Source organism: Pseudomonas sp. 8_5_2 (genome assembly GCF_059295255.1).
The window spans coordinates 1-25,993 of sequence record NZ_CM181238.1 but is presented as its reverse complement, the minus strand read 5'-3'; the positions used below and the strand labels follow the sequence as shown (position 1 = coordinate 25,993).

Sequence of the window (25,993 nt, the reverse complement as noted above, 5' to 3'; positions counted from 1 at the left end):
GAAGGCTTGCTCCGGCAAGCCTTTTTCTATTTTGAAGCGAGAACTCCATGCGCATCGTCTTTGCAGGCACTCCAGAGTTTGCCGCCGAACACCTCAAGGCCCTGCTCGACAGCCCTTACGACATCGTGGCCGTCTATACCCAGCCCGACCGCCCTGCCGGCCGTGGCCAGAAGCTGATGCCCAGTGCAGTCAAAGCGCTTGCCGTGGCCCATGACATCCCGGTGTTCCAGCCGCAAACCCTGCGCAATGTCGATGCCCAGGCCGAACTGGCCGCGCTCAAGCCAGACCTGATGGTGGTGGTTGCCTATGGCCTGATTCTGCCGCAGGCGGTGCTCGATATCCCGCGCCTGGGGTGCATCAACAGCCACGCCTCACTGCTGCCACGCTGGCGCGGTGCGGCGCCGATCCAGCGCGCCGTGGAAGCCGGTGACGCCGAAAGCGGGGTCACCGTGATGCGCATGGAAGCAGGCCTGGACACCGGCCCGATGCTGCTGAAGGTGGTCACCCCGATCAGCGCCGACGACACCGGCGGCAGCCTGCACGACCGCCTGGCCGAAATGGGCCCGCCTGCCGTGGTGCAGGCCATTGCCGGCCTGGCCGACGGCTCGCTGCAAGGTGAAGTGCAGGACGATGCCCTGGCCACCTACGCCCACAAGCTGAACAAGGACGAAGCGCGCATCGACTGGAGCCGCCCGGCCGTCGAGCTGGAGCGCCTGATCCGTGCGTTCAACCCGTGGCCGGTCTGCCACAGCACCCTCGATGGCGAAAGCGTGAAGGTGTTGGCCGCCAACTTGTCCGCAGGCACGGGCGCCCCTGGCGAGATCCTGTCTGCCAGCAAGGACGGCCTGGTGGTCGCCTGCGGTGACCAGGCGCTCAGCCTGACCCGCCTGCAACTGCCTGGCGGCAAGGCGCTGAGCTTCAGCGACCTGTTCAACAGCCGGCGCGAGAAGTTCGCCGCTGGCAAGGTGCTGGGCCAATGAACCCGCGCCTCGCCGCCGCCCGTGCCCTTGCCGCTGTGCTCAGCGGCAAGGCCTCGCTCAACAGCTCGCTGCCAACGCAGCTGGACAAGGTCGATGAGCGTGACCGTGGCCTGACCCAGGACCTGGCGTTCGGCACCGCGCGCTGGCAGCCACGCCTGGACTTGCTCGCCGCCCAGCTGTTGCAGAAGCCGTTCAAGGCCGCCGATGCCGATGTACAGGCGCTGCTGCTGGTCGGCCTGTACCAGCTGTTTTACACCCGCATCCCGGCCCACGCCGCCATCGGCGAGACCGTAGGCTGCGCTGACAAGTTGAAAAAGCCGTGGGCCAAGGGCCTGCTCAATGCGGTATTGCGCCGTGCTCAACGCGAAGGCGAAGAATTACTGGCCGGCATGGAGCGCGACCCGGTGGTACGTACCGCCCACCCACGCTGGCTGCAGAAGCAGCTGAAGGCGTTCTGGCCCGAGCAGTGGGAAGCCATCTGCGCTGCCAACAACGCCCACCCGCCGATGATCCTGCGGGTCAATCGCCGCCACCACAGCCGCGACGCCTACCTGGCGCTGCTGGCCGAAGCAGGGGTGGGCGCCAGCGCCTGTCGGTACAGCCGTGACGGCATCGTGCTGGCCGAAGCCTGTGACGTGCGCGGCCTGCCAGGCTTCGCCGAAGGCTGGGTAAGTGTGCAGGACGAAGCCGCGCAACTGTCTGCCGACTTGCTCGAACTGGCCCCCGGCCAGCGCGTGCTCGACGCCTGCTGTGCCCCGGGTGGCAAAACCTGCCACCTGCTGGAGGCCGAAGCGGGCCTGGGCCACATGGTGGCGATCGACCTCGAAGCCAAGCGCCTGATCCGCGTGCGCGAGAACCTCGACCGCCTGCAGCTCGACGCCGAGCTGATCGCCTGCGATGCCCGCGACACCGCCAGCTGGTGGGACGGCACGCCGTTCCAGCGCATCCTCCTGGACGCGCCCTGCTCGGCCACTGGCGTGATCCGCCGCCACCCGGATATCAAGCTGACCCGCCAGGCCGACGATATCCCGGCCCTGGCCACGCTGCAGGGCGAGCTGCTCGATGCCCTGTGGCCGACCCTGGAAGTGGGTGGCATGCTGCTGTACGCCACCTGCTCCAGCCTGCCGACCGAGAACACCGAAGTGATCGAGGCGTTCCTTGCCCGTACCGCGGGCGCCCGTGAGCTGGACCTGGCTACCGAAGCCGGCCTGCGCCAGCCCCACGGCCGCCAGCTGCTGGCCCAGGAAGGCGGCCACGACGGCTTCTACTATGCCAAGCTGATCAAGATCGCCGCCTCGCGCGGATAAGACCAAGGGTAGGGAGTAACGGATGAAAATCATCATCCTCGGCGCAGGCCAGGTAGGCGGGACGTTGGCAGAGCACCTGGCCAGCGAGGCCAACGATATTACCGTGGTCGACACCGACGGCGACCGTCTGCGCGACCTCGGCGACCGCCTGGACATCCGTACCGTGCAGGGCCGTGGCTCGCTGCCTACGGTGCTGCGCCAGGCCGGTGCCGACGACGCTGACATGCTGGTGGCGGTGACCAACAGCGACGAAACCAACATGGTCGCCTGCCAGGTGGCCTATTCGTTGTTCCACACCCCGACCAAGATCGCCCGGGTGCGCGAGTCCGCCTACCTGACCCGCGAGGAGCTGTTCGACAACGACCATATCCCGGTCGACGTGCTGATCAGCCCCGAGCAGGTGGTGACCAATTACATCAAGCGCCTGATCGAACACCCGGGCTCGCTGCAGGTGATCGACTTCGCCGAGGGCAAGGCCCAGCTGGTGGCCGTGAAGGCCTACTACGGCGGCCCGCTGGTCGGCCAGCAGCTGCGCCAGATCCGCGCGCACATGCCCAACGTAGACACCCGCGTGGCAGCCATCTTCCGCCGCGACCGGCCGATCACCCCACGGGGCGATACGGTGATCGAGGCCGACGACGAGGTGTTCTTCATTGCCGCGAAGAAGGACATTCGCGCCGTGATGGGCGAACTGCGCCGTATTGATGAAACCAACAAACGCATCGTCATCGCCGGGGGCGGGCAGATTGGCGAACGCCTGGCCGAAGCCATCGAAAGCCGCTACCAGGTGAAGATCATCGAGATGAGCCCGGCCCGCTGCCGGCACCTCTCCGATACCCTGGAGAGCACAGTGGTGCTGCAGGGCAGCGCTTCGGACAAGGACCTGATGCTGGAAGAGAACATCGCCGACGCCGACATCTTCCTGGCGCTGACCAACGATGACGAAGCCAACATCATGTCCTCGCTGCTGGCAAAGCGCCTGGGCGCGGGCAAGGTGATGACCATCATCAACAACCCGGCCTATGTCGACCTGGTGCAGGGCGGTGATATCGACATCGCCATCAGCCCGCAGCTGGCCACCATCGGCACCCTGCTGGCGCACGTACGCCGTGGCGACATCGTCAGCGTGCACTCGCTGCGACGCGGCGCGGCCGAGGCCATCGAGGCGGTGGCGCACGGCGACTCGAAGTCGAGCAAGGTGGTGGGCAAGGCCATCGAGGACATCGCCCTGCCGCCGGGGACCACCATCGGTGCGATCATCCGTGACGAAGAGGTGATGATTGCCCATGACGACACCATGATCGAATCAGGCGACCATGTGATCCTGTTTGTTGTGGATAAAAAGCATATTCGGGATGTGGAGAAGCTATTCCACGTCGGCTTGAGTTTCTTCTAGGAGAAGAAGGCATGCGCGAATCGCTGGAGAAGATGCTGGCCAAGGGTGTGGATAACCCGCTGTTGCGGTTTGGCCTGGGCAAGGCCTGGCTGGACGAGGGCAACGGAGCGGAAGCGGCTGTGCACCTGGCACGCTGCGTAGAGCAGGACCCGAAGTATTCGGCGGCATGGAAGCTGCTGGGCAAGGCGTATCAGCTGCAGGGTGACCTGGCGGCGGCGCGCAAGGCCTGGGAAGACGGGATCGTGGCGGCACAAGCTCATGGCGACAAGCAGGCCGAGAAAGAGATGACCGTTTTTCTTAAAAAGCTGAACAAAGCTTGAGATTGCCGGGGCTGCTTTGCAGCCCATCGCCGGCAAGCCAGCTCCCACAGGGACCAGGTACGCTATTGGACCCAGCGCAAAACCCTGGCTCCCCCAGGTTGAAGCACAGCCCCAGGCCTGCGCGGTCAATGTGGGAGCTGGCTTGCCGGCGAAAGGGGCGCGGAGCGCCCCCAAGATCTCAGTACCAGCGCGGCTCGCCGGGTGGGCGCTTCTTGAAGCGCTTCATGCTCCACATGTACTGACTCGGGTACTCACGCACATAGCGCTCGACCACCTTGCTCATGGCAGCAGCCGATTCGGTCACATCGGTGCTGTACATCGCCTCTGGCGCCGCCTCCAGGATCACCCGGAAGCCCGACCCATCCGGCAGCCGCAGGGCATGCAGGAATACCCCGACCGCCTTGCCGCCCGCCAGCATGTTCGGCACGAACTTGCTGGTCAGTGCCTGGGTACCGAGGAACGGCACGAACACGCCCGCCGACTCCGCCGGCTCCGGGTCGGCCGGGATACCCACCTGGCCACCGCGGCGCACTTCCTTGATCACGCTGAGGATGCCTTCCTTGGTCGAAGGTGCCACGCGGTTGCCCATCTGCACCCGCTGCTCGCGCAGCAGGTCATCCACAGCCTTCAGCTTTGGCGGACGGTAGAAGATGATCGGTTTGCACTGGTTGCAGTAGAAGTGGTTGAGCACTTCCCAATTGCCCAGGTGGCTGGTGATGCCGACCACACCCTTGCCCGAGGCCAAGGCCTGCTCCAGCACTTCCAGGCCGTGCACTTCCTTGACCAGATCCAGCGAACGCTGCGGCGGCCAGATCCAGGCACAGGCGCTTTCTACAAAGGATTTACCGATATCCCGCAGCGCGCGGCCCACCAGCTGCTCGCGCTCGGCCGGGTCCATCTCCGGGAAGCACTTGGCCAGGTTGATGCGCACCACATTGCGCGAACCGTTGGGCACCTTCCACATCAACCAGCCGATACCGGCGCCGACGCGCTGCACAGCGCCCCAGGGCAGCTTGGCAAACAGACGCAGCACCCCGACCATCAGGGCGCCCTTGAACTTTTCCACAGGCCAATTCCTTATTTCAGCGAGGCGCGCATTGTAACCCCTCAGCGCAGCAAGGCGGCGTAGCGATCGCAATCGGTGGTGTGGTCCATGACCATGCCGGTGGCCTGCATGAAGGCGTAGCAGATGGTCGGGCCGACAAAGGTGAAGCCGGCTTTCTGCAGGGCCTTGCTCATGGCCTTGGCTTCGTCGGTCACCGCTGGCACTTCGCTGCGGCCCTTGAAGTGATTGATCTTTGGCTCACCGCCAACGAACGACCACAGCCATTCGCCAGGGTTGTCCACAGCCAGCCAGGCCTGGGCGTTGCGCCGGGCGGCCTTGAGCTTGAGGCGGTTGCGGATGATGCCGGCGTCCTGCATCAGTTCCTCGATGCGTTCGTCGGTCATGTGCGCAAGTGCCGCCGCGTCGAAGCCGTGCATCACCTGGCGATAACGCTCGCGTTTGCGCAATACGGTGATCCACGACAGGCCCGCCTGGAACCCTTCGAGCAAAAGCATCTCGAAGAGCAACGCCGGATCACGCTGCGGCGTTCCCCATTCCTGGTCATGGTAGGCCTGGTACAACGGATCGTCGGTACACCAAAAGCAGCGTGGCATAAGGCTCCAATGAGTAGAGGGCGAGGCGAATCAGGTTATACTCCCGCTCTTTACATCCGCATCCCCAGATACAGGTGAATTTCGTGAGCCAGCCTACGCCAGCCGTGCGTACCTTCCAAGACCTGATCCTCGCCCTGCAGAACTACTGGGCAGCTCAAGGTTGTGTGGTGCTTCAGCCCTACGATATGGAAGTAGGCGCCGGCACTTTCCATACCGCCACGTTCCTGCGTGCCGTCGGCCCAGAAACCTGGAACGCTGCCTACGTGCAGCCTAGCCGTCGCCCCGCCGACGGGCGGTATGGCGAAAACCCCAACCGCCTGCAGCACTACTACCAGTTCCAGGTGGTGCTCAAGCCGAACCCGGCCAACTTCCAGGAGCTGTACCTCGGCTCGCTGAAAGCCATTGGCCTGGACCCGCTGGTGCACGACATTCGCTTCGTCGAAGACAACTGGGAATCGCCGACCCTCGGCGCCTGGGGTCTGGGCTGGGAAATCTGGCTCAACGGCATGGAAGTCACCCAGTTCACCTACTTCCAGCAGGTGGGCGGTATCGAGTGCTACCCGGTCACCGGTGAAATCACCTACGGCCTCGAGCGCCTGGCCATGTACATCCAGGGCGTCGATTCGGTGTACGACCTGGTGTGGGCCGACGGCCCGTTCGGCAAGGTCACCTACGGCGACGTGTTCCACCAGAACGAAGTGGAGCAGTCGACCTACAACTTCGAGCACGCCAACGTCGAGAAGCTGTTCGAACTGTTCGACTTCTACGAAAGCGAAGCCAACCGCCTGATCAAGCTGGACCTGCCGCTGCCGACCTACGAAATGGTCCTGAAGGCCTCGCACACCTTCAACCTGCTGGACGCCCGTCGCGCCATCTCGGTAACCGAGCGTCAGCGCTACATCCTGCGCGTACGTACCCTGGCCCGGGACGTGGCGCAAAGCTATCTGCAAGCCCGCGCACGCATGGGCTTCCCGATGGCCACCCCTGAACTGCGTGACGAAGTGTTGGCTAAGCTGGAGGCTGCACAATGAGTGCTCAAGATTTCCTGGTAGAACTGGGCACCGAAGAGCTGCCACCCAAAGCCTTGGCTACCCTCGGCGACGCCTTCCTGGCCGGCATCGAGAAAGGCCTGCAGGCCGCCGGCCTGAACTACACCGGCAAGCAGGTGTACGCCGCGCCGCGCCGCCTGGCCGTGCTGATTCGCCAGCTGGACGTGCAGCAGCCTGACCGCAGCATCAACATCGATGGCCCGCCCCTGCAGGCTGCTTTCAAAGACGGCGAGCCCACCCAGGCTGCCTTGGGCTTTGCCAAGAAATGCGGTGTAGAGCTGGCCGAAATCGACCAGAGCGGCGCCAAGCTGCGCTTCTCCCAGCACATCCCGGGCAAGGCTACCGCTGGCCTGCTGCCGACCATCGTCGAAGATTCCCTCAACGACCTGCCGATCCCCAAGCGCATGCGCTGGGCGGCCAGCCGTGAAGAGTTCGTGCGCCCGACCCAATGGCTGGTGATGCTGCTCGGCGACCAGGTGGTCGACTGCACCATCCTTTCGCAAAAGGCCGGCCGTGAATCCCGCGGCCACCGCTTCCACCACCCGGAAAACGTGCTTGTCACCACCCCGGCCAACTACGTCGAAGACCTGCGCAAAGCCTACGTGCTGGCTGACTTCGCCGAGCGCCGCGAACTGATCAGCAAGCGTACCGCCGAGCTGGCCATGCAGCAGGAAGGCAGCGCCATCGTGCCGCCGGCGCTGCTGGACGAAGTGACTGCCCTGGTCGAGTGGCCGGTGCCGCTGGTGTGCTCGTTCGAGGAGCGCTTCCTCGAGGTGCCGCAGGAAGCCCTGATCACCACCATGCAGGACAACCAGAAGTACTTCTGCCTGCTGGACAGCGAAGGCAAGCTGCTGCCGCGCTTCATCACCGTGGCCAACGTCGAAAGCCGCGACCCGCAGCAGATCGTGCAAGGTAACGAAAAGGTCGTGCGCCCACGCCTGACCGACGCCGAGTTCTTCTTCAAGCAGGACAAGAAGCAGCCGCTGGAAACCTTCAACGAGCGCCTGAAAAACGTGGTGTTCCAGGCTCAGCTGGGGACCGTGTACGACAAGGCCGAACGCGTTTCCCGCCTGGCCGCGTTCATTGCCCCGCTGATCGGCGGCGACGCCCAGCGCGCTGGCCGTGCCGGCCTGCTGTCGAAATGCGACCTGGCCACCGAAATGGTCGGCGAATTCCCCGAGATGCAGGGTGTTGCCGGTTACTACTACGCGCTCAACGACGGTGAGCCGCAGGACGTTGCCCTGGCCCTGAACGAGCAGTACATGCCGCGCGGTGCTGGCGCCGAGCTGCCGCAGACCCTTACCGGTGCTGCCGTGGCCATCGCCGACAAGCTCGACACCCTGGTCGGCATCTTCGGTATCGGCATGCTGCCCACCGGTAGCAAAGACCCGTATGCCCTGCGCCGCGCCGCCCTGGGCGTGCTGCGTATCCTGATCGAGAAGCAGCTGGACCTGAACCTGACCGGTGCAGTGGAGTTCGCCGTCAAGCAGTTCGGCGCCAAGGTCAAGGCTGCCGGCCTGGCCGAGCAGGTGCTGGAGTTCATCTTCGACCGCCTGCGTGCACGTTACGAAGACGAAGGCATCGATGTGGCTACCTACCTGTCGGTACGTGCCCTGCAGCCAGGTTCTGCGCTGGACTTCGACCAGCGGGTACAGGCTGTGCAGGCCTTCCGCAAGCTGCCGGAAGCCGAAGCCCTGGCCGCGGTGAACAAGCGCGTGTCGAACCTGCTGAGCAAAGCCGAAGGCGCCATCGCCGAACAGGTCGAGCCCAAGTACTTCGACAATGCCAACGAGTTCTCCCTGTACTCGGCCATCCAGCAGGCCGACCAGGCCGTGCAACCAATGGCTGCTGCACGCCAGTACAGCGAATCGCTGGCCCGACTGGCAGCACTGCGTGACCCGGTCGACGCCTTCTTCGAGGCGGTGATGGTCAACGCCGAAGACGCCAAGGTACGCGCCAACCGTTATGCCCTGCTCAGCCGCCTGCGCGGTCTGTTCCTGGGCGTGGCCGACATTTCGCTGCTGGGGTAAGCCTTGAAACTGCTGATTCTCGACCGTGACGGGGTGATCAATTACGACTCCGACGCCTACATCAAGACGCTGGAAGAGTGGGTACCGATCCCGGGCTCGGTCGAAGCGATCGCGCAGTTGAGCAAGGCGGGCTGGACGGTGGCCGTGGCCACCAACCAGTCCGGTATTGCCCGTGGCTATTATTCGCTGGCAACCCTCGAGGCCATGCACGCGCGCCTGCGCGCGCTGGTGGCCGAGCAGGGCGGCGAGGTGGGCCACATCGTGTATTGCCCGCACGGGCCGGACCAGGGCTGCGACTGCCGCAAGCCCAGGCCCGGCATGCTGCAGGCGATCGCCGAGCATTACCAGGTCGGCCTTGCAGGCGTCTGGTTTGTTGGCGACAGCACAGGTGACCTGGAGGCGGCCCTGGCCGTCGGTGCACAACCCGTGTTGGTAAAAACCGGCAAGGGCGAGCGAACCCTGGAAAAGGGCGTTGCGGAAACTACACTGATTTTCGACGATCTGGCAGCTATCGCCAGAGAACTAATTTAAACAGTGCGCCCCCGGGCGCATTTTTCTCAGGCGGGCACGCCCGCAATGGTACAAGCCACTATGTCGATCCTGCAGGCGATCAGAATCTTTCTTTTTTACCTGCTGCTGGGCACCAGTTCGTTGCTGTGGTGCTCGCTGAGCTTCTTCATCGCGCCGTTCCTGTCGTTCCCCAAGCGCTACAAGTTCATCAACGTGTACTGGTGCCGCTGCGCGCTGTTCCTGGTGCGGACGATTCTGGGCATCGACTACAAGATCACCGGCGCCGAAAACGTGCCGGCCGAGCCTTGTGTGATCCTGTCCAACCACCAGAGCACCTGGGAAACATTCTTCCTTTCCCAGTACTTCTCGCCGCTAAGCCAGGTGCTCAAGCGTGAGCTGCTGTACGTGCCGTTCTTCGGCTGGGCAATGGCCATGCTGCGGCCGATCGCGATCAACCGCGACAACCCCAAGGAAGCCCTGCGCCAAGTGGCGAGCAAGGGTGATGAACTGCTCAAGCAGAAGACCTGGGTGCTGATCTTCCCGGAAGGCACCCGCGTACCGTTCGGAACGGTTGGCAAGTTTTCCCGTGGCGGTACTGCACTGGCGGTCAACGCCGGGCTGCCGGTGCTGCCGATTGCCCACAACGCTGGCAAGTACTGGCCCAAGACAGGCTGGGGCAAGCGCGCGGGCACCATCGAGGTGGTAATTGGCGCGCCGATGTACGCCAACGGCACCGGGCCACGTGCCATTGCCGAGCTCAACGACCGCGCTGCGGCATGGAACGAGGCGACCCAGCGGTCCATGGGCTCGCTGCCACCGATGGATGAAAAACCCCAGGAGCAGCTGGCTTGAGATTCTGTGGATAACTTGTTAGCAGTTTTTCCAGTCAATGCTCCAAGTCGTCGCTAAGTAACTGTATTTATTGTTAATTTCTTCGTATGACATTTTTCTTGAAAACGTGCATAAGTTTTTTCGAGGCATAAAGAAACCGGCTTTTACAGCCGGTTTTTTTATGGCATGTGGACAGCATCAGACCTTGTCGATATCCACATCCTTGGTCTCTTTCAAGCAGAAGATTCCAACAACCAGGCTGATCCCGGTGACCAGCACCGGGTACCACAGCCCGTAGAAGATATCTCCCGTGTAAACCACCAGGGCGAACGACACGGTTGGCAGGAAGCCGCCGAACCAGCCGTTACCAATGTGGTAGGGCAGCGACATCGAGGTGTAGCGGATGCGGGTCGGGAACAGCTCGACCATTACTGCCGCCAGCGGTCCATAGGTCATGGTCGCGATCAGGATCATCGCCACGATCAGCACCACCACCATTACCTCGTTGACCTGCGCCGGATCAGCCTTGGCCGGGTAGCCAGCCTGTTCCACTGCGCTGCGCATGGCGGCTTCGTCGAAACCATTGATGGTCTTGTCACCAATGTTCACCACCACATCGCTGCCCGCCACGCTTACCGAGCTGTAGGGCAGGCCTTGCTTGACCAGGAAGGTCTTGACCTTGTCGCATGGGCTGTCGAAACGCGCCTTGCCGACCGGGTCGAACTGGAAGGTGCAGCTTTTCGGGTCGGCGGTGACCACGATCGGCGCCTGACGGCTGGCGGCGTCGATCTGCGGGTTGGCGTAATGGCTAAGCGCCTTGAACAGTGGGAAGTACAGTACCGTGGCCAGCAGCAGGCCAAGCATAAGGATAGGTTTGCGGCCGATACGGTCCGACAGCCAGCCGAAGAACACAAAGAACGGCGCACCGATTACCACGCTGATGATCAACAGGGTGTTGGCCTGGGCGGGGTCCATCTTCAACATCTGGGTCAGGAAGAACAGCACGTAGAACTGCGCCGTGTAGAAGGTCACGGCTTGCCCGGCGTTGATGCTGAACAGGGCGGTGAGCACTACTTTCAGGTTTGGCCAGGAGGTGAACGACTCACGGATCGGCGATTTGCTGATCTTGCCTTGGGCCTTCATTTTCACGAAGGCCGGCGACTCGTGCATGCTCATGCGGATCCAGGTGGAGATCGCCAGCAGGAAGATCGACAGCAGGAACGGCAGGCGCCAGCCCCAGGTTTCGAACTCATCACCGCTGATGTAGCGGCTGCCCAATACCACCAGCAGGGACAGCAGCAAACCAAGCGTGGCGGTGGACTGGATGAAACCGGTGTGGAAACCACGCTTGCCGTGCGGCGCATGCTCGGCCACGTAGGTGGCGGCACCACCATATTCACCGCCCAGCGCCAGCCCCTGCAGCATGCGCAGGACCACCAGGATGATCGGCGCGGCGATGCCGATGCTGGCGTAAGTCGGCAACAGGCCCACTGCAAAGGTGGACAGCCCCATCAGCACGATGGTGACCAGGAAGGTGTACTTGCGCCCGATCATGTCCCCCAGGCGCCCGAACACCAGCGCGCCGAACGGCCGTACCAGGAAGCCTGCAGCGAAGGCCATGAGGGCAAAGATGAAAGCGGTGGTGTCGTTCACGCCAGCGAAGAACTGCTTGCTGATGACCGCTGCCAGCGCGCCATAGAGAAAAAAGTCATACCACTCGAAAACCGTCCCGAGGGATGACGCGAAAATGATCTTGCGTTCTTCACGGCGGCTGGAGCTGCTGGCCGCCGCACCCTGTTCCTGGATGTAATCCGACATCGTTGCTGTCCTCGGCCCGCAGGCCACAGTGATTATTCTTGTTGTTCCACTGCCGGTGGCTTTCGACCGCAAGCTACCGCTATTGCACGCTCCCGGGTCAGGGGGTCGGTATCGCGTCTTCGTTCAAGCAGGTCTGGGTGGCAGCTCCTTTGAGGATCAACTGGGCCGCCTTCTCGGCGATCATCAGCGTGGGTGAACAGGTATTGCCCGAGGTGATCTGCGGCATGATCGAGGCGTCCGCCACACGTAGCCCGGGGATGCCACGCACGCGCAGCTGGTTATCCACAACATCCATTTCGCCATGGCCCATGCGGCAGGTACCAACGGGGTGGAATATGGTGGTGCCGATCTTGCCGGCGGCTTCGAACAGATCCTCCTCGGTGTGCAAGGCTGAACCCGGCAGATACTCCCTGGGATCAAAACGGGCGAGGGCAGGGGCCTGGACAATGCGCCGGGTCAGGCGGATGGCGTCAGCGGCGACGCGCAGGTCCTGCGGGTCGCTGAGGTAGTTGGGGTCGATCGATGGCGTGCTGTTCATGTCGGCGCTGCGGATATCGATGCGCCCGCGGCTGACCGGGCGCAGGTTGCACACCGATGCGGTAAAGGCCGGAAACTGATGCAGCGCCTCGCCAAAGCGCTCCAGCGACAGCGGCTGCACGTGATATTGCAGGTTGGCGGTGGCCTGCTCCGGACTGGAACGTGCGAAGGCACCCAGTTGGCTTGGCGCCATGGCCAGCGGGCCGCTGCGGTCATACAAGTAGCGCAAGCCCATGCCCATCTTGCCCCATAGGCTGTTGGCCATCTGGTTAAGGGTGCGGGTGTTGCGGATCTGGTAGATCAGCCGCAGTTGCAGGTGGTCCTGCAGGTTGCCACCAACGCCGGGCATGTCATGGCGTACGCCTATCCCCAGGCTTTCCAGCAGCTGGCGCGGGCCGATACCGGAGCGCTGCAGAATACCCGGCGAGCCCACGGCCCCCGCACAGAGAATGATCTCGCGACGCGCCGCAAACTCATGCCAGCTGCCTTGCCAGGATGCCTTCACAGCCCGGGCCCGGGTGTTGTTCAGCAGCACCTGGTCGACCTGCACACCCGTCAGCACAGTCAGGTTGGGGCGCTGCGCGATAGGCCGCAGGAAAGCCTTGGAGGCATTCCAGCGCACACCGCTGCGCTGGTTGACCTGAAAGTATCCACAGCCCAGGTTGTCGCCGGTGTTGAAGTCATCGACCTTGGCAATGCCGCTTTGCTCGGCGGCATCGCGGAAGGCATCGAGGATCGGCCAGCTGTAGCGCTGCCGTTCGACCCGCCACTCGCCATCACCACCATGGTGCTCGCTGGCGCCCGCAAAGTGATTCTCGCTGGCCTTGAACAGCGGTAGCACATCGTTCCAGGCCCAGCCCTCATTGCCTTGCTCGGCCCAACGATCATAGTCGGCGGCCTGGCCGCGCATGTAGATCATGCCGTTGATCGACGAGCAGCCACCCAGGACCTTGCCGCGCGGGTAACCCAACGCACGGCCACCCAGGCCTGTTTGTGCCTCGGTCTTGAAGCACCAGTCGGTGCGTGGGTTGCCGATGCAGTACAGGTAACCGACGGGGATGTGGATCCAGGGATAGTTGTCGCGGCCACCCGCTTCCAGCAGCAGCACGCGGCAGGAAGGGTCGGCGGACAAACGATTGGCCAGCAGGCAACCGGCGGGACCGGCGCCCACAATTACGTAGTCGAAGACAGAATCGGCTGATGGCATGTGCAACCTCGGGCCTGTTTTTTATTCTTGTCCCGATCCATCTTAGTGAGTATTTTCGCAGGGGAAACACGAGATTTCGCGCAGCCGTTGTGCGTTTTAGCACAGTGGCAAGCTTGCACCGAACTGCCAAAAAGGATCAGCATGTTCGACTGGAACGATCTGCGGTATTTCCTCGAGTTGCAGCGCAGTGGCCGCCTGCTCACTGCCGCCAAGCGTCTTAATACCACTCACAGTACCGTTGCCCGGCATATCGAGAGCATCGAGCAAAGCCTGGGCACTGCGCTGTTTGTGCAGCATGCCCAGGGCTACGAGTTGACGCCCTCCGGTCAGGCCCTGCTCAAGCACGCCGAAGCCATGGAGAACGTCGCCCTGCTGGCGCAGGAAGAAATCACCCAGGCCATCACCCCATTGGGCAAGATTCGCCTGGGGGTTACCGAAGGCATCGGCATCATGTTCTTCACCCCGCGCATGAATGCACTGTTCGAGCGCTACCCAGGCCTGGAGGTGGAGCTGGTGGCCGTGCCGCGCTTTGTCAGCATTCTCAACCGCGAGGCGGAGATCAGCATCCACCTGGAACGGCCCAACGCCGACCTGCTGATAACCCGCAAGCTCACCGACTATCGCCTGGCCCTTTACGCCAGCCAGGCCTACCTCGATCGCGCACCGCCACTGCGTACCCGCGAGGACCTGGCCCGGCACAGCTGGATCGGTTACGTCGACGACTTGCTGTTCAGCCAGGAGCTGCTGTTTCTCAACAGCTTTTGCCGGGCGCCCAACGTGGTGTTTCGCAGCACCAGCGTGATCGCCCAGCAAGCCGCCGCCCGCGCCGGCCTGGGCATCGCCGTGCTGCCCAACTACATGGCCCGCCACGACCCGACGCTGGTGCGCGTGCTACCCGGCGAAACCATCCAGCGCAGCTACTGGATCTGCACCCGCCGCGAACTGCACAAATCGGTGCGCCTGCGGGTGGTGTGGGACTACCTGTTGGCGCTGTGCGATGCAGAACAGAGCGAGCTGTTAGCCCAATAGCGCTTTGCCAGCCAGCAGCAGCGCGGCCACAAAACCTGCCACGGCAAACATCTGCTGCAGGCGCGGCCCGGCCAACCTGGCTGCCAGTGGCCGCGCCAGCAACAGGCCGGCTACCGCACCGACGGCGAACGGAGCGCCGACCTGCCAGTGCATCACCCCAGCCAGGCTGGCGCTGACCACACTGCCGGTAGAGACCAGGGCGATGACCGCCAGCGAGGTGGATACGATGCTGGCCATGCGCAGATTGGTGTAGCGATTGAGGGCCGGGATGATGACGAATCCTCCGCCGACACCGAGCAAGCCCGAAAGCAGCCCGGATAACCCGCCAGTGAACGCCAGAGCCCGCGCGCAGGGCAGGGTCCAGCGCAAACGGCCCTGCAACGGGTTCAGTACACAGGGTTCGATATAGCGGTGGGCGTCATTCGCTTCCCCGCGCAGCTCCCTGGCGGCCTTGCGCCAGATGCGCAGGCAGGCATAAATCAGTACTCCGGCGAACACCAGCTGCAAGGGTGTATTCGGCACACGGTGCGCCAGCATCAGCCCGAACGGCGCCGCTGCCACCCCCACCAGCGCAATGAACAGCGCCGCCCGGTAACGCACCAGACCCTGACGCAAGCCCAGCACCGCGCCAACCGCCGCGGCCATGCCGACCGCAAGAAGGCCGACCGGAGCGGCCTCGACCATCGACAGCCCCAGGCCGAACACCAGCAAAGGGACCGCAAGAATGCCACCACCGGCACCGGTCAGGGCCAATACAGCGCCGATGATCGCGCCCAGTCCGGCCCCCAGCAACTGATGCTCGATCACCGCCCACCCTCGGTTACCAGCGGCTGCGGCCGTGCCAGCCACTCACGGCCCTTGAGCATGGCTTGCCAGTACAACGGTGGCAGCGCCTGCGCCTTGAGCAGCCAGGCCAGGCGAGTCGGCTTGCGGCCATCCAGCAACCAGCCGGGAAAGCTTGGTGCCAGTTTGCCGCCATAGGTGAATTCGGCCAGCACGATCTTGCCGCGCTCGACGGTGAGCGGGCACGAGCCATAGCCATCGTATTGAGCCAGGGTAGGCAACCTGCCTAGCGCTACCAGGACGTTGTTTGCCACTACCGGTGCCTGCTTGCGAGCAGCTGCGGCAGTCTTGGCATTGCTGGTATTGGCAACATCCCCAAGTGCATGAACGTTGCTGAAGTTGCGATGCCGGAGCGTGTACGGGTCTACATCAACCCAGCCAGCGGTGTCGGCCAACGGGCTCTCGCGAATGAAATCCGGTGCCACCTGCGGCGGTACCACATGCAGCATGTCGAAGGCTTCGATGCAGGTTTCGCTGCTGCCATCGGCTAGCGTGCGGACAAAAGTGGCGCGCTTGTTCGGGCCGTCGACGGCGATCAGTCGGTGGCTGAACTTGAGGTCCACGGCGTACTTGTCGATGTACTTCATCAGTGCCGGCACGTAATCCGCCACACCGAACAGCACCGCGCCTGCATTGAAGAAGCTGGCTTTGACTGCACCCTGGTGGCCGTTACGCAGCCAGTGGTCGCAAGACAGGTACAAGGCCTTCTGCGGCGCGCCTGCGCATTTGATCGGCATGGGTGGCTGGCTGAACAGGGCGCGGCCCTGCTTGAGCTTCTGCACCAGTTCCCAGGTATAGGGCGCCAGGTCATAGCGATAATTGGAGGTCACGCCGTTACGCCCCAAGGTCTCGCTCAGCCCGTCAATGGCCGCCCAGTCAAGCTTGAGGCCGGGGCAGACCACCAGCTGCTCATAGCTGATGGCGCGGCCGTCTTCCAGCTTGACCAACTGAGCCGACGGGTCGAAGCACTGTACTCGCGCCTTGATCCAGCGCACACCACGCGGAATGGTCGAGGCCATGGTTCGGGCAGTGCTCGGCGCCTTGAACACACCGGCCCCGACCATGGTCCAGCCAGGCTGGTAGTAATGCACTTCGGCGGGGTCGATCAAGGCCACGTCCAGCGACGGGTCACGGCTGATCAGGCTGGAAGCGGTGGCGATACCGGCGGCACCGGCACCGACGATGACCACTTTGTGGTGGTCGGAATTGGCAGGGGACAACAAGGCAGGCATGGCGGTAAATCCTGGGATCTGGTTATGGGGCAGTACGCTCACAGCTTGTTCAGCGGGATTTTCAGGTAACGCACACCGTTCTCTTCCGGTGCCGGGAGTTGGCCGCTGCGCATGTTTACCTGCACCGAAGGCAAGATCAGCACGGGCATATCAAGGGTTTTGTCGCGAGCTTCACGCATGGCGACGAAGTGGTCCTCGTCGACGCCCTGATGGATGTGGATATTGCTGGCGCGCTGCTCGGCGACAGTGGTGACGTACTGCATGTCGCGGCCACCGGGCAGGTAGTCGTGGCACATGAAAAGCCGGGTCTGGTCGGGGAAGGCCAGCAGTCGGCGGATCGAGCGGTACAGGGTGCGCGCATCGGCCCCCGGGAAATCGCAGCGGGCGGTGCCGTAGTCGGGCATGAACAGGGTATCGCCAACGAACAGCGCAATTTCGCCGGCATCCTCGAACATGAAGCTCATACACGCAGGCGTATGCCCCGGGGTGTGCAGGGCTCGCGCGTGCAGGTTACCTATGCGGAAACCTTCCTCGTCTTCGAACAGCACATCGAACTGGCTACCATCGCGCGCGAATCCGGGCTCGGCATTGAACAAGGCACCGAACACTTTCTGCACTTGCTTGATGTGCGCACCTATGGCGGTATGGCCGCCGAGCTTTTCCTTGAGGTAGGCAGCTGCCGAGAGGTGGTCGGCGTGCACATGGGTTTCCAGCACCCATCGCACGGTGGCCTTCAGTTCTTCCACGCGCGCGATCAGGCGGTCCGCCGAGGCGGTGTTGGTGCGTCCGGATTTGGGGTCGTAATCCAGCACGCTGTCGATCAAAGCACACTGCCGGGTTTCACGGTCCATGACCAGGTAACTGATCGTCGAGGTCGCCGCATCGTAGAAGGCGTCCACGTGAATGTTGTTGCCTATGATCATTACGTTCTCCAATTTATCCGCCCCGCCTTTTCAGGCGCAGGCAGTGACAGGAGGTATATCAAGATGCGTGCCAGCGTTTTTTGAGGTTTGCACGCCAATGAAACCGAGCTTTGGCTGAACGCTGCCAGCGACGATGGCAGCCAGGCTGGCAGTCGACTGTCAGCCAATGGCAGTGTTTGGCAGTCCTTGTTACCCTGCGTCTGTCATCCAAACGGTGCCGTCATGCCAGAAGCCCATCCCCTCATCCTAGCTCTGGTTTCCTACCTTGAGCACGATGCCCTGCCAACTATCGTGCTGGACACCGACTACAACATCCTGGCGGCCAACGCTGCCTATCGCCGCCAGTTCGGTAGCCACGGCTTGGCTCCGCTGGGTGAGAAATGCCACAAGGTGTCCCACCACTACGCCGTGCCTTGCGACCAGGCGGGCGAGCATTGCCCGATGCGCAAGGCGTGGGACAGCAAGGTGCCGGAGCGGGTGTTGCACATTCATCACACGCCGCGCGGGCCTGAACATGTTGATGTTGAACTGCGTCCGATACTGGATGAGCAGGGCAGGGTGGTGGCGTTTGTCGAGCGCCTGACCACCATCACCCTTGCTGCGGCTCAGCCTCAGGAACAAGGGCTGGTCGGCCGGGCGCCAGCCTTCAAGGCTGCCCTGGCCAGCCTGCAGCGAGCGGCGCCAGCGCAGATCCCGGTATTGCTGCAAGGCGAGTCGGGTACCGGCAAGGAACTGTTCGCCCGCGCGGTGCACATGGGTAGCCCCAGGGCCAACGGTCCGCTGGTGGTAGTGGACTGCACCAGCCTCACCGAGTCGCTATTCGAAAGCGAGTTGTTCGGCTACGAGAAAGGCGCATTCACCGGCGCCAATCAGCGCAAGATCGGCCTGGCCGAAGCAGCCCACGGCGGCACCCTGTTCCTCGATGAAATTGGCGAAGTGCCGCTGGCGATGCAGGTGAAGCTGTTGCGCCTGATCGAGTCTGGCAGCTTCCGCCCGGTGGGGAGCCTGCGTACAGTGCACTCGGACTTCCGCCTGGTGTCGGCGACGCACAAACCGCTCCGGCAGATGGTCGCAGAGGGAAGCTTCCGCGAAGACCTGTATTACCGCATCAGTGGCTTCCCGATCCGCCTGCCGGCACTGCGCGAGCGGGTTGAGGATTTGCCCTTGCTCGCGCAGAGCTTGCTGCAGCGTATGGCAGGCAAGGCGACAGCCAGACTTGGCGAAGCTGCGTTACAGCAGCTTGGGCTGCATCCGTTCCCGGGCAACATTCGCGAGCTGCGTAATATTCTGGAAAGGGCGCGGTTGTTTGCCGACGATGGGCTGATTCGGCCTGAGCACCTGCCGGAGGATGTCGGCCCGCCGAGCCAGATCCAAGCGGGCGGTCGCCGCAACAACCTGGGTGAGTTGGCGCAGGCGTTGGAACAGTTCAAAGGCTCGCGCAGCGAATTGGCCAGCCATCTTGGGTTGAGCGAGCGCACGCTCTATCGCCGGTTGAAGGCACTCGGGGTGTCGTAGCCACCTTTACCGGACCTTTACTCAAGCCCTGACATTACGCGGCAAAAACCGTGGTCTCATCAGTTAACCGAACCCGGCACACAGCTCCACCGGGCGTTAACATGCAGAGGACCCGCAAATGAAAAAAGCCCTAACCGTGATCTGCGCCGCGCTCCTGTTCAGCGCACCGCTGGCCAGTTTCGCGCAGCCAGGCCCTCCTGACCGGCATGACAACGGCCCATCGCACCAAGGCAACTCGCCGCATGCTCAGCCGCAGCACCAAGGCCGACATGACAATGGCCGTGGCCCCGCTTACCGCAACCCGAACTACAGACCGCAGCAAGGTATGCCGGTACCCCATCAGCAGTGGCAACGCGGCCATGTTGTGGACCCGCATTACCGTGGCGACCGTTACTGGGTGACGGACTGGAAAGCACGCCACCTGTATGCGCCGCCGCGTGATCACCGCTGGTTGTCTGTGAACGGCGACTATGTGCTGGTGGCAATCGCCAGTGGTGTAATCGTCAACATCCTTAGTGGTTACTGATTTCTCAGGCACTAAAAAGCCCGCATCAGCGGGCTTTTCAGTGGGTGCTGTCTACACCTGATCAGAAGTCCAGGTTCGACACCGACAGCGCGTTGCTTTCGATAAATTCACGACGCGGTTCGACTGCATCACCCATCAGGGTGTTGAAGATCTGGTCGGCGGCGATGGCATCTTCGATGGTGACCTTGAGCATGCGGCGGACGGTTGGGTCCATGGTGGTTTCCCACAGCTGATCAGGGTTCATCTCACCCAGCCCTTTGTATCGCTGGATAGTGTGGCGCTTGGTGGTTTCGTTCATCAGCCAGTCCAGGCCTTCCTTGAACTCGACAATCGCCTTGCGGCGTTCGCCGCGCTGCACATAGGCACCTTCACCCAGCAGGCTGGACAGCTTGGTACCGACGTTGACCACCGTGCGGTAGTCATTGCTGCCGAAGAAGTCGCGGTTGAACGTGATGTAGCTGGCCAGACCGTGCGAGGTAATCTCGACTTCCGGCAACCAGACATTGCGTTCCTTGTCTTCACGCAAGCTCGCCTTATACGCCAGGCCAGACTTCTGGCTGTTGTTCAAGCGCTCCTGGAATTTACTCAACCAGGCCTGCATGGTCGCGTGATCGCCGAGCTGATCCAGGGTGACTTCCGGCAGGTAGATGAAGTGCTCGGTCAGCTCTTCCGGGTACAGGCGCGACAGGCGCTTGAGCGTCTTCATCACGCTGCGGAACTCGTTGACCAACGCCTCCAGCTGCACGCCGGAAACAGCTGGCGCAGACTCGTCCAGGTGCAGGCTGGCATCTTCGAGGGCCGACTGGGTCATGTATTCTTCCATGGCCTCGTCGTCCTTGATGTACTGCTCCTGCTTACCTTTTTTCACCTTGTACAGTGGCGGCTGGGCGATGTAGATGTAGCCGCGCTCGACCAGTTCCGGCAGCTGACGGAAGAAGAAGGTCAGCAGCAGGGTACGGATGTGCGAACCGTCGACGTCAGCATCGGTCATGATGATGATGTTGTGATAACGCAGCTTGTCGATGTTGTACTCTTCGCGGCCGATACCGCAGCCCAGCGCAGTGATCAGCGTGCCCACTTCCTGGGACGAGATCATCTTGTCAAAGCGCGCCTTCTCCACGTTGAGGATTTTGCCCTTCAACGGCAGGATCGCCTGAGTGCGACGGTTGCGGCCTTGCTTGGCCGAGCCACCTGCGGAATCACCCTCCACCAGGTACAGCTCGGACAGGGCAGGGTCCTTTTCCTGGCAGTCGGCCAGTTTGCCCGGCAAGCCGGCGATATCCAGCGCGCCTTTGCGGCGAGTCATTTCACGGGCTTTACGTGCAGCTTCACGGGCACGGGCAGCGTCGATCATCTTGCCAACGACGGCCTTGGCCTCGTTCGGGTTTTCCAGCAGGAAGTCGGAGAAGTACTTGTTCATCTCCTGTTCCACGGCGGTTTTTACCTCCGAGGAAACCAGCTTGTCTTTGGTCTGCGAGCTGAACTTTGGGTCTGGAACCTTCACCGAAATGATCGCGGTCAGGCCTTCACGGGCATCGTCACCCGTAGTGGCTACCTTGTTCTTCTTGGCCAGGCCTTCCTGCTCGATGTAGTTGTTCAGGCTACGGGTCAGCGAAGAACGGAAGCCCACCAGGTGGGTGCCGCCGTCGCGCTGAGGAATGTTGTTGGTGAAGCACAGCAGGTTTTCGTTGAAGCTGTCGTTCCACTGCAGGGCGACTTCAACACCTACGCCATCCTCACGCTGGATGTTGAAGTGGAACACCTGGGAGTTGACTGGCGTCTTGTTGGTGTTCAGGTACTCGACGAATGCACGCAGCCCGCCTTCGTACTTGAAGAACTCTTCCTTGCCGCTGCGTTCATCCTTCAAAAGGATGCCGACACCCGAGTTGAGGAACGAGAGCTCACGAATACGCTTGGCCAGGATGTCCCAGCTGAAGTGAATATTCTTGAAGGTTTCAGCAGAAGGCTTGAAGTGGATGTGGGTACCGGTGGTTTCGCTTTCACCCACAACTGCCATGGGTGCCTGTGGAACACCGTGAACGTAGGTCTGCTCCCAGATCTTGCCGCTACGGCGAACGGTGAGTACCAGCTTCTCGGACAAGGCATTCACAACGGAAACACCTACACCGTGCAGACCGCCGGAGACCTTGTACGAGTTGTCGTCGAACTTACCGCCGGCGTGCAGCACGGTCATGATGACCTCGGCTGCAGAAACGCCTTCTTCTTTATGCACGTCGACCGGAATGCCGCGACCGTTGTCGCGCACACTGATGGATTCGTCCGTGTGGATGATGACGGTGATGTCATCGCAGTGACCGGCGAGGGCTTCGTCGATCGAGTTGTCGACCACCTCGAAGACCATGTGGTGCAGGCCGCTACCATCATCGGTGTCGCCAATGTACATGCCGGGACGCTTGCGCACGGCATCCAAACCTTTCAGCACCTTGATGCTGGAGGAATCGTACGTTTGATTTTCGCTCATGCCTTCACTCCCGATGGTCGTGGGTCTGGGTGATACGGCCTTGTTCCACGTGGAACAAAGCAACTGGCGTTTCCGTCTGCCAGCCTTCCCTCAGTAATTCTTGATCTACACAGGTGATGAACACCTGGCAGCGTAATTCTTCTAGCAAGCGGCATAGCGCGCGGCGGTGCTGGTCGTCCAGCTCGGACGGCAAGTCATCCACCAGATAAATACAGTGACCGCGGCGAGCCTGACTAACCAGGTGCCCTTGGGCAATACGCAAAGCGCACACCACCAGTTTTTGCTGACCACGCGACAGGATGTCGGCTGCGTTGTTGGCAGCCAGACGAAGACGCAGATCAGCACGCTGCGGACCGGCCTGGGTATGGCCCATCTGCTGATCGCGCAGGAGAGAGGAGGCGAGTACTTCTTGCAGTTCGCGGTCCTTGTCCCAGCCTCGGTAGTAGCTAAGGGTCAACCCGTCCAGCTCGACCAGTTCACTCAGGGTTTGCTCGAAGACAGGCTTCAAGGCCTTGATGTAGTTGCGGCGGTATTCATCTATTTCCGCGCTGGCCAGGCACAATTCCCGGTCCCAGGCGGCTTGCGAAGCTGGGTCAAGTGTACCATGACGCAACCATGAGTTCCGCTGCCGCAGCGCCTTCTGCAGGCGTTGCCATGCTGGCAGGAAACGAGGTTCCACGTGGAACACCCCCCAATCCAGAAACTGCCGGCGGATTTTCGGGGCACCTTCCAACAGCCGGAAACTGTCTGGGTTGATGAGCTGAAGCGGGAGCAATTCTGCAAGTTGCGCCGCGCTGCGCGCATTTTGCCCATCGATGCGAATAGTGAACTCCCCTTGCCGCTCCCTGGACACGCCCAGGTTGCTGGTGCCACCCTCGGCCAGCTGTACTTCGCCAAACACGGTACAGGCCGGCTGCTCATACTGAATGACAGGGTTCAGGCGAGTGCTGCGGAATGAGCGCGCCAGCCCGAGCAAGTGTACGGCCTCAAGCACGCTGGTCTTGCCGCTGCCGTTGGCGCCGTAAAGGATGTTGATACGGGGGGAGGGTAAGAGTGTCACCGGGTGCAGGTTGCGCACCGCGGTGACCATGATACGTCGAAGGGACATTTCGCCAGCTACGGTTACAGACGCATCGGCATGACAACGTAGGAAGAATCGTCGTTGCCAGCTTCCTGCAGCAGAGCGCTGCTGTTGGAATCAGACAGGATCAGACGAACTTGCTCGGTAGTCATCACGCCCAAAACGTCCAGCAGGTAGCTGACGTTAAAGCCGATTTCCAGCGAGCTACCTTCGTAGTCAACGCTGATTTCTTCTTCGGCTTCTTCCTGCTCGGGGTTGTTCGCCTGAATTTTCAGTTGGCCAGCAGCCAGCTGCAGACGGATGCCGCGGTACTTTTCGTTGGACAGGATCGCCGTACGGCTAAAGGCTTCACGCAGCGCCTGACGATCGCCCACCACCAGCTTGTCACCGCCCTTGGGCAGCACGCGCTCGTAGTCCGGGAACTTGCCGTCCACCAGCTTGGAGGTGAAGGTGAACTCGCCGGTAGTGGCGCGGATGTGGTGCTGGCCAAGCACAATGCTGACCATGCCTTCCGGGTCGGTCAGCAGGCGTGCCAGCTCCAGGATACCTTTGCGCGGCACGATCACCTGATGGCGATCATCTTGCTCGATAGGCGCGGTCATGGAGCACAGCGCCAGGCGGTGACCGTCGGTAGAGACCGCACGCAAGGTGTTGCGGGAAACCTCCAGCAGCATGCCGTTAAGGTAGTAGCGCACATCCTGCTGAGCCATGGCGAAGCTGGTGCGCTCGATCAGACGGCGCAGCTTGCTTTGCTCCAGGTTGCAGGTCAGCGAGCCAGGGCCTTCTTCCACGGTCGGGAAATCATTGGCGGGCAGGGTCGACAGGGTGAAACGGCTGCGGCCGGCCTTGACCAGCAGTTTCTGCTCGTCGACCTTGATATCGATCAGGGCGTCGTTCGGCAGGCTTTTGCAGATGTCCATCAGCTTGCGCGCCGGCACAGTGATTTCGCCAGGCTCGGCCGGCTCTTCCAGTTGCACGCGGCCTACCAGCTCGACTTCCAGGTCGGTACCGGTCAACGACAGTTGCTGGCCCTGTACGACCAGCAATACGTTGGACAGGACCGGCAAGGTCTGACGGCGCTCGACGACACCGGCGACCAGTTGCAGGGGTTTCAACAGGGCTTCGCGTTGAATGGTGAAATGCATGGTCTAGTCCCTTGCCTTCAATTAGCTGCGCAGACGGCCATCAGGTCGTCAGCGTCCGCAGCAGGTTCTTGTAGTCCTCGCGGATGTCCGCGTCGGATTCCTTCAGTTCGTTGATTTTGCGGCACGCGTGCAGCACGGTCGTATGGTCGCGACCACCGAACATGTCGCCGATTTCCGGCAGACTGTGGTTGGTCAGCTCCTTGGACAGGGCCATTGCCACCTGGCGTGGGCGCGCGACAGATCGCGAACGCCGCTTGGACAACAGATCGGAGATCTTGATCTTGTAGTACTCGGCCACCGTCCGCTGGATGTTATCCACACTCACCAGCTTGTCCTGCAGCGCCAACAAGTCCTTCAGCGACTCACGGATCAGCTCGATGGTGATGTCGCGGCCCATGAAGTGCGAGTGGGCAATCACCCGCTTCAGTGCACCTTCCAGCTCACGGACGTTGGAGCGGATGCGCTGGGCGATGAAGAAGGCTGCATCGTGTGGCAGCTCGACCTTGGCCTGATCGGCCTTCTTCATCAGGATGGCAACCCGGGTTTCCAGCTCCGGCGGCTCGACCGCCACCGTCAGACCCCAACCAAAGCGCGACTTCAGGCGCTCTTCGAGGCCTTCGATCTCTTTCGGATAACGGTCAGACGTGAGGATTACCTGCTGCCCACCCTCAAGCAAGGCGTTGAAGGTGTGGAAAAACTCTTCCTGCGAGCGCTCTTTGCGGGCAAAGAACTGGATGTCGTCGATCAGCAGCGCATCCACCGACCGATAGAAGCGCTTGAATTCGTTGATGGCGTTGAGTTGCAGCGCCTTGACCATATCCGCAACGAAGCGCTCCGAATGCAGGTACACAACCTTGGCGTTCGGGTTTTTCTTCAGCAGGTGGTTACCCACAGCATGCATGAGGTGGGTTTTACCCAGACCCACACCACCATAAAGGAACAGCGGGTTGTAGCCGTGCTTGGGGTTATCGGCGACCTGCCAGGCGGCCGCGCGGGCCAACTGGTTCGATTTACCTTCGACGAACGTGTCGAAGGTAAAGGTACGGTTCAGGTAGCTGGTGTGCTTGAGGGCACCTTCAACCTGGACAGTGCGCTGTTCGGTGCGGGTATTGGCGGCTGGCGCAGAAACGGGCTCGGCCATGGCATCGAAGCTGTTACGCGAAGACGGCAACGCCTGCTCATCGACCAACACGGGCTCGGCAGACGTTGCAATGACAGGCTCGACTGCTGCAACTGCAGGCGCAGCCTTCTGCGTCTGGGTTTGCGCCAGCGAGGCAGCCACCGCAGCACTGACCGGCGCATTGGGTGCGGCCCGGGGTGCAGAACTGCGACGGCTACCGATCAACAAGGACAGGGCAGGCGCAATCCCGCTGCCGTTTTCACCCAACAGCTCGAGCAAGCGACCCAGGTACTTTTCATTGACCCAATCGAGAACGAAACGGTTAGGCGCATAGACGCGCAACTCGTCGCCTTCGGCTTCGACCTGTAGCGGACGGATCCAGGTGTTGAATTGCTGGGCAGGCAGTTCATCGCGCAGAAGCTCCACGCACTGCTGCCAAAGTTCCACTGACAC

22 protein-coding genes are annotated in these 25,993 nt (G+C 62.1%); 11 read left to right on the top strand and 11 right to left on the bottom strand.

Going from position 1 to position 25,993, the window contains the following annotated elements:
• Positions 1 to 47 precede the first annotated feature (47 nt).
• Genes fmt through AC5O5R_RS00095 form a run of 4 tightly spaced genes read left to right on the top strand, consistent with a single transcriptional unit; the run spans position 48 to position 4,003 of the window.
• Entirely contained in the window at positions 48 to 980 is a 933-nt protein-coding gene (fmt, locus tag AC5O5R_RS00110) for a methionyl-tRNA formyltransferase (protein WP_172229405.1), read from the top strand.
• Positions 977 to 2,287 (top strand): 16S rRNA (cytosine(967)-C(5))-methyltransferase RsmB, encoded by a 1,311-nt coding sequence (gene rsmB / locus AC5O5R_RS00105; protein ID WP_172286916.1) that lies wholly within the window; start codon positions 977 to 979, stop codon positions 2,285 to 2,287. The genes fmt and rsmB overlap by 4 nt, the downstream gene beginning before the upstream one ends.
• 22 nt (positions 2,288 to 2,309) lie before the next feature.
• Positions 2,310 to 3,683, top strand: coding sequence for a Trk system potassium transporter TrkA (gene trkA, locus AC5O5R_RS00100; RefSeq protein ID WP_016712794.1), 1,374 nt, complete (start codon positions 2,310 to 2,312; stop codon positions 3,681 to 3,683).
• An 11-nt stretch (positions 3,684 to 3,694) separates the two neighbouring features.
• Positions 3,695 to 4,003: a tetratricopeptide repeat protein gene (locus tag AC5O5R_RS00095; RefSeq protein WP_172232063.1), complete on the top strand. Its 309-nt coding sequence runs from the start codon at positions 3,695 to 3,697 to the stop codon at positions 4,001 to 4,003.
• Between the two features lie 178 nt (positions 4,004 to 4,181).
• Here the strand turns inward: AC5O5R_RS00095 and AC5O5R_RS00090 are convergent, their stop codons facing one another.
• Both AC5O5R_RS00090 and AC5O5R_RS00085 read right to left on the bottom strand, forming a co-directional pair.
• On the bottom strand, positions 4,182 to 5,069 hold the full coding sequence (locus AC5O5R_RS00090; RefSeq protein ID WP_172232060.1) for a lysophospholipid acyltransferase: 888 nt from the start codon (positions 5,067 to 5,069) through the stop codon (positions 4,182 to 4,184).
• Positions 5,070 to 5,110: 41 nt separating this feature from the next.
• On the bottom strand, positions 5,111 to 5,662 hold the full coding sequence (locus AC5O5R_RS00085) for a DNA-3-methyladenine glycosylase I (protein WP_172286915.1): 552 nt from the start codon (positions 5,660 to 5,662) through the stop codon (positions 5,111 to 5,113).
• Positions 5,663 to 5,745: 83 nt separating this feature from the next.
• Between AC5O5R_RS00085 and glyQ the strand changes: the two genes are divergently transcribed.
• From glyQ to AC5O5R_RS00065, 4 genes are read left to right on the top strand one after another with little or no spacing between them, the layout of a single operon-like run.
• Positions 5,746 to 6,693, top strand: a complete 948-nt coding sequence (glyQ, locus tag AC5O5R_RS00080) for a glycine--tRNA ligase subunit alpha (protein ID WP_043198565.1) — start codon at positions 5,746 to 5,748, stop codon at positions 6,691 to 6,693.
• Positions 6,690 to 8,741, top strand: coding sequence for a glycine--tRNA ligase subunit beta (glyS, locus tag AC5O5R_RS00075; RefSeq protein WP_172231281.1), 2,052 nt, complete (start codon positions 6,690 to 6,692; stop codon positions 8,739 to 8,741). Before glyQ ends, glyS begins: the two co-directional genes overlap by 4 nt.
• 3 nt (positions 8,742 to 8,744) lie before the next feature.
• Complete coding sequence (gmhB, locus tag AC5O5R_RS00070; protein WP_172231284.1) at positions 8,745 to 9,272, top strand: D-glycero-beta-D-manno-heptose 1,7-bisphosphate 7-phosphatase; 528 nt, start codon at positions 8,745 to 8,747, stop codon at positions 9,270 to 9,272.
• A 45-nt stretch (positions 9,273 to 9,317) separates the two neighbouring features.
• Entirely contained in the window at positions 9,318 to 10,103 is a 786-nt protein-coding gene (locus AC5O5R_RS00065; RefSeq protein WP_172231287.1) for a lysophospholipid acyltransferase family protein, read from the top strand.
• A 177-nt stretch (positions 10,104 to 10,280) separates the two neighbouring features.
• On the opposite strand, the gene AC5O5R_RS00060 is transcribed toward AC5O5R_RS00065, so the two are convergent.
• Both AC5O5R_RS00060 and AC5O5R_RS00055 read right to left on the bottom strand, forming a co-directional pair.
• Positions 10,281 to 11,900 carry an MFS transporter gene (locus tag AC5O5R_RS00060; protein ID WP_172228408.1) on the bottom strand — a complete coding sequence of 540 codons (1,620 nt, stop codon included), beginning with the start codon at positions 11,898 to 11,900 and terminating at the stop codon, positions 10,281 to 10,283.
• Positions 11,901 to 11,997: 97 nt separating this feature from the next.
• The gene (locus AC5O5R_RS00055) at positions 11,998 to 13,644 is read right to left on the bottom strand and encodes a GMC family oxidoreductase (RefSeq protein WP_172228410.1); all 1,647 of its coding nucleotides are present in this window, start codon (positions 13,642 to 13,644) and stop codon (positions 11,998 to 12,000) included.
• 141 nt (positions 13,645 to 13,785) lie between these two features.
• Between AC5O5R_RS00055 and AC5O5R_RS00050 the strand changes: the two genes are divergently transcribed.
• A complete protein-coding gene (locus AC5O5R_RS00050; protein WP_172228412.1) occupies positions 13,786 to 14,673 on the top strand; it encodes a LysR family transcriptional regulator in 888 nt (295 codons plus the stop codon).
• Here AC5O5R_RS00050 and AC5O5R_RS00045 read toward each other — a convergent pair.
• The 3 genes from AC5O5R_RS00045 to AC5O5R_RS00035 are packed head-to-tail and all read right to left on the bottom strand — an operon-like array spanning position 14,662 to position 17,671.
• Entirely contained in the window at positions 14,662 to 15,480 is an 819-nt protein-coding gene (locus AC5O5R_RS00045) for a sulfite exporter TauE/SafE family protein (protein ID WP_172228414.1), read from the bottom strand. The genes AC5O5R_RS00050 and AC5O5R_RS00045 overlap by 12 nt on opposite strands.
• Positions 15,477 to 16,748: an NAD(P)/FAD-dependent oxidoreductase gene (locus AC5O5R_RS00040; protein ID WP_172228416.1), complete on the bottom strand. Its 1,272-nt coding sequence runs from the start codon at positions 16,746 to 16,748 to the stop codon at positions 15,477 to 15,479. Before AC5O5R_RS00040 ends, AC5O5R_RS00045 begins: the two co-directional genes overlap by 4 nt.
• A 38-nt stretch (positions 16,749 to 16,786) precedes the next feature.
• Positions 16,787 to 17,671: an MBL fold metallo-hydrolase gene (locus AC5O5R_RS00035; RefSeq protein WP_172228418.1), complete on the bottom strand. Its 885-nt coding sequence runs from the start codon at positions 17,669 to 17,671 to the stop codon at positions 16,787 to 16,789.
• Positions 17,672 to 17,893: 222 nt separating this feature from the next.
• Between AC5O5R_RS00035 and AC5O5R_RS00030 the strand changes: the two genes are divergently transcribed.
• Both AC5O5R_RS00030 and AC5O5R_RS00025 read left to right on the top strand, forming a co-directional pair.
• Positions 17,894 to 19,186 carry a sigma-54 interaction domain-containing protein gene (locus tag AC5O5R_RS00030; RefSeq protein ID WP_172228420.1) on the top strand — a complete coding sequence of 431 codons (1,293 nt, stop codon included), beginning with the start codon at positions 17,894 to 17,896 and terminating at the stop codon, positions 19,184 to 19,186.
• A gap of 118 nt (positions 19,187 to 19,304) precedes the next feature.
• Complete coding sequence (locus AC5O5R_RS00025; protein ID WP_172228422.1) at positions 19,305 to 19,712, top strand: RcnB family protein; 408 nt, start codon at positions 19,305 to 19,307, stop codon at positions 19,710 to 19,712.
• A 61-nt stretch (positions 19,713 to 19,773) separates the two neighbouring features.
• On the opposite strand, the gene gyrB is transcribed toward AC5O5R_RS00025, so the two are convergent.
• The 4 genes from gyrB to dnaA are packed head-to-tail and all read right to left on the bottom strand — an operon-like array spanning position 19,774 to position 25,993.
• Positions 19,774 to 22,194, bottom strand: coding sequence for a DNA topoisomerase (ATP-hydrolyzing) subunit B (gene gyrB, locus AC5O5R_RS00020; RefSeq protein ID WP_172286502.1), 2,421 nt, complete (start codon positions 22,192 to 22,194; stop codon positions 19,774 to 19,776).
• Positions 22,195 to 22,198: 4 nt separating this feature from the next.
• The gene (recF, locus tag AC5O5R_RS00015) at positions 22,199 to 23,302 is read right to left on the bottom strand and encodes a DNA replication/repair protein RecF (RefSeq protein WP_172225088.1); all 1,104 of its coding nucleotides are present in this window, start codon (positions 23,300 to 23,302) and stop codon (positions 22,199 to 22,201) included.
• Between the two features lie 14 nt (positions 23,303 to 23,316).
• Positions 23,317 to 24,420 (bottom strand): DNA polymerase III subunit beta, encoded by a 1,104-nt coding sequence (dnaN, locus tag AC5O5R_RS00010; RefSeq protein WP_016712777.1) that lies wholly within the window; start codon positions 24,418 to 24,420, stop codon positions 23,317 to 23,319.
• Positions 24,421 to 24,460: 40 nt separating this feature from the next.
• Positions 24,461 to 25,993, bottom strand: coding sequence for a chromosomal replication initiator protein DnaA (gene dnaA / locus AC5O5R_RS00005; RefSeq protein ID WP_172225091.1), 1,533 nt, complete (start codon positions 25,991 to 25,993; stop codon positions 24,461 to 24,463).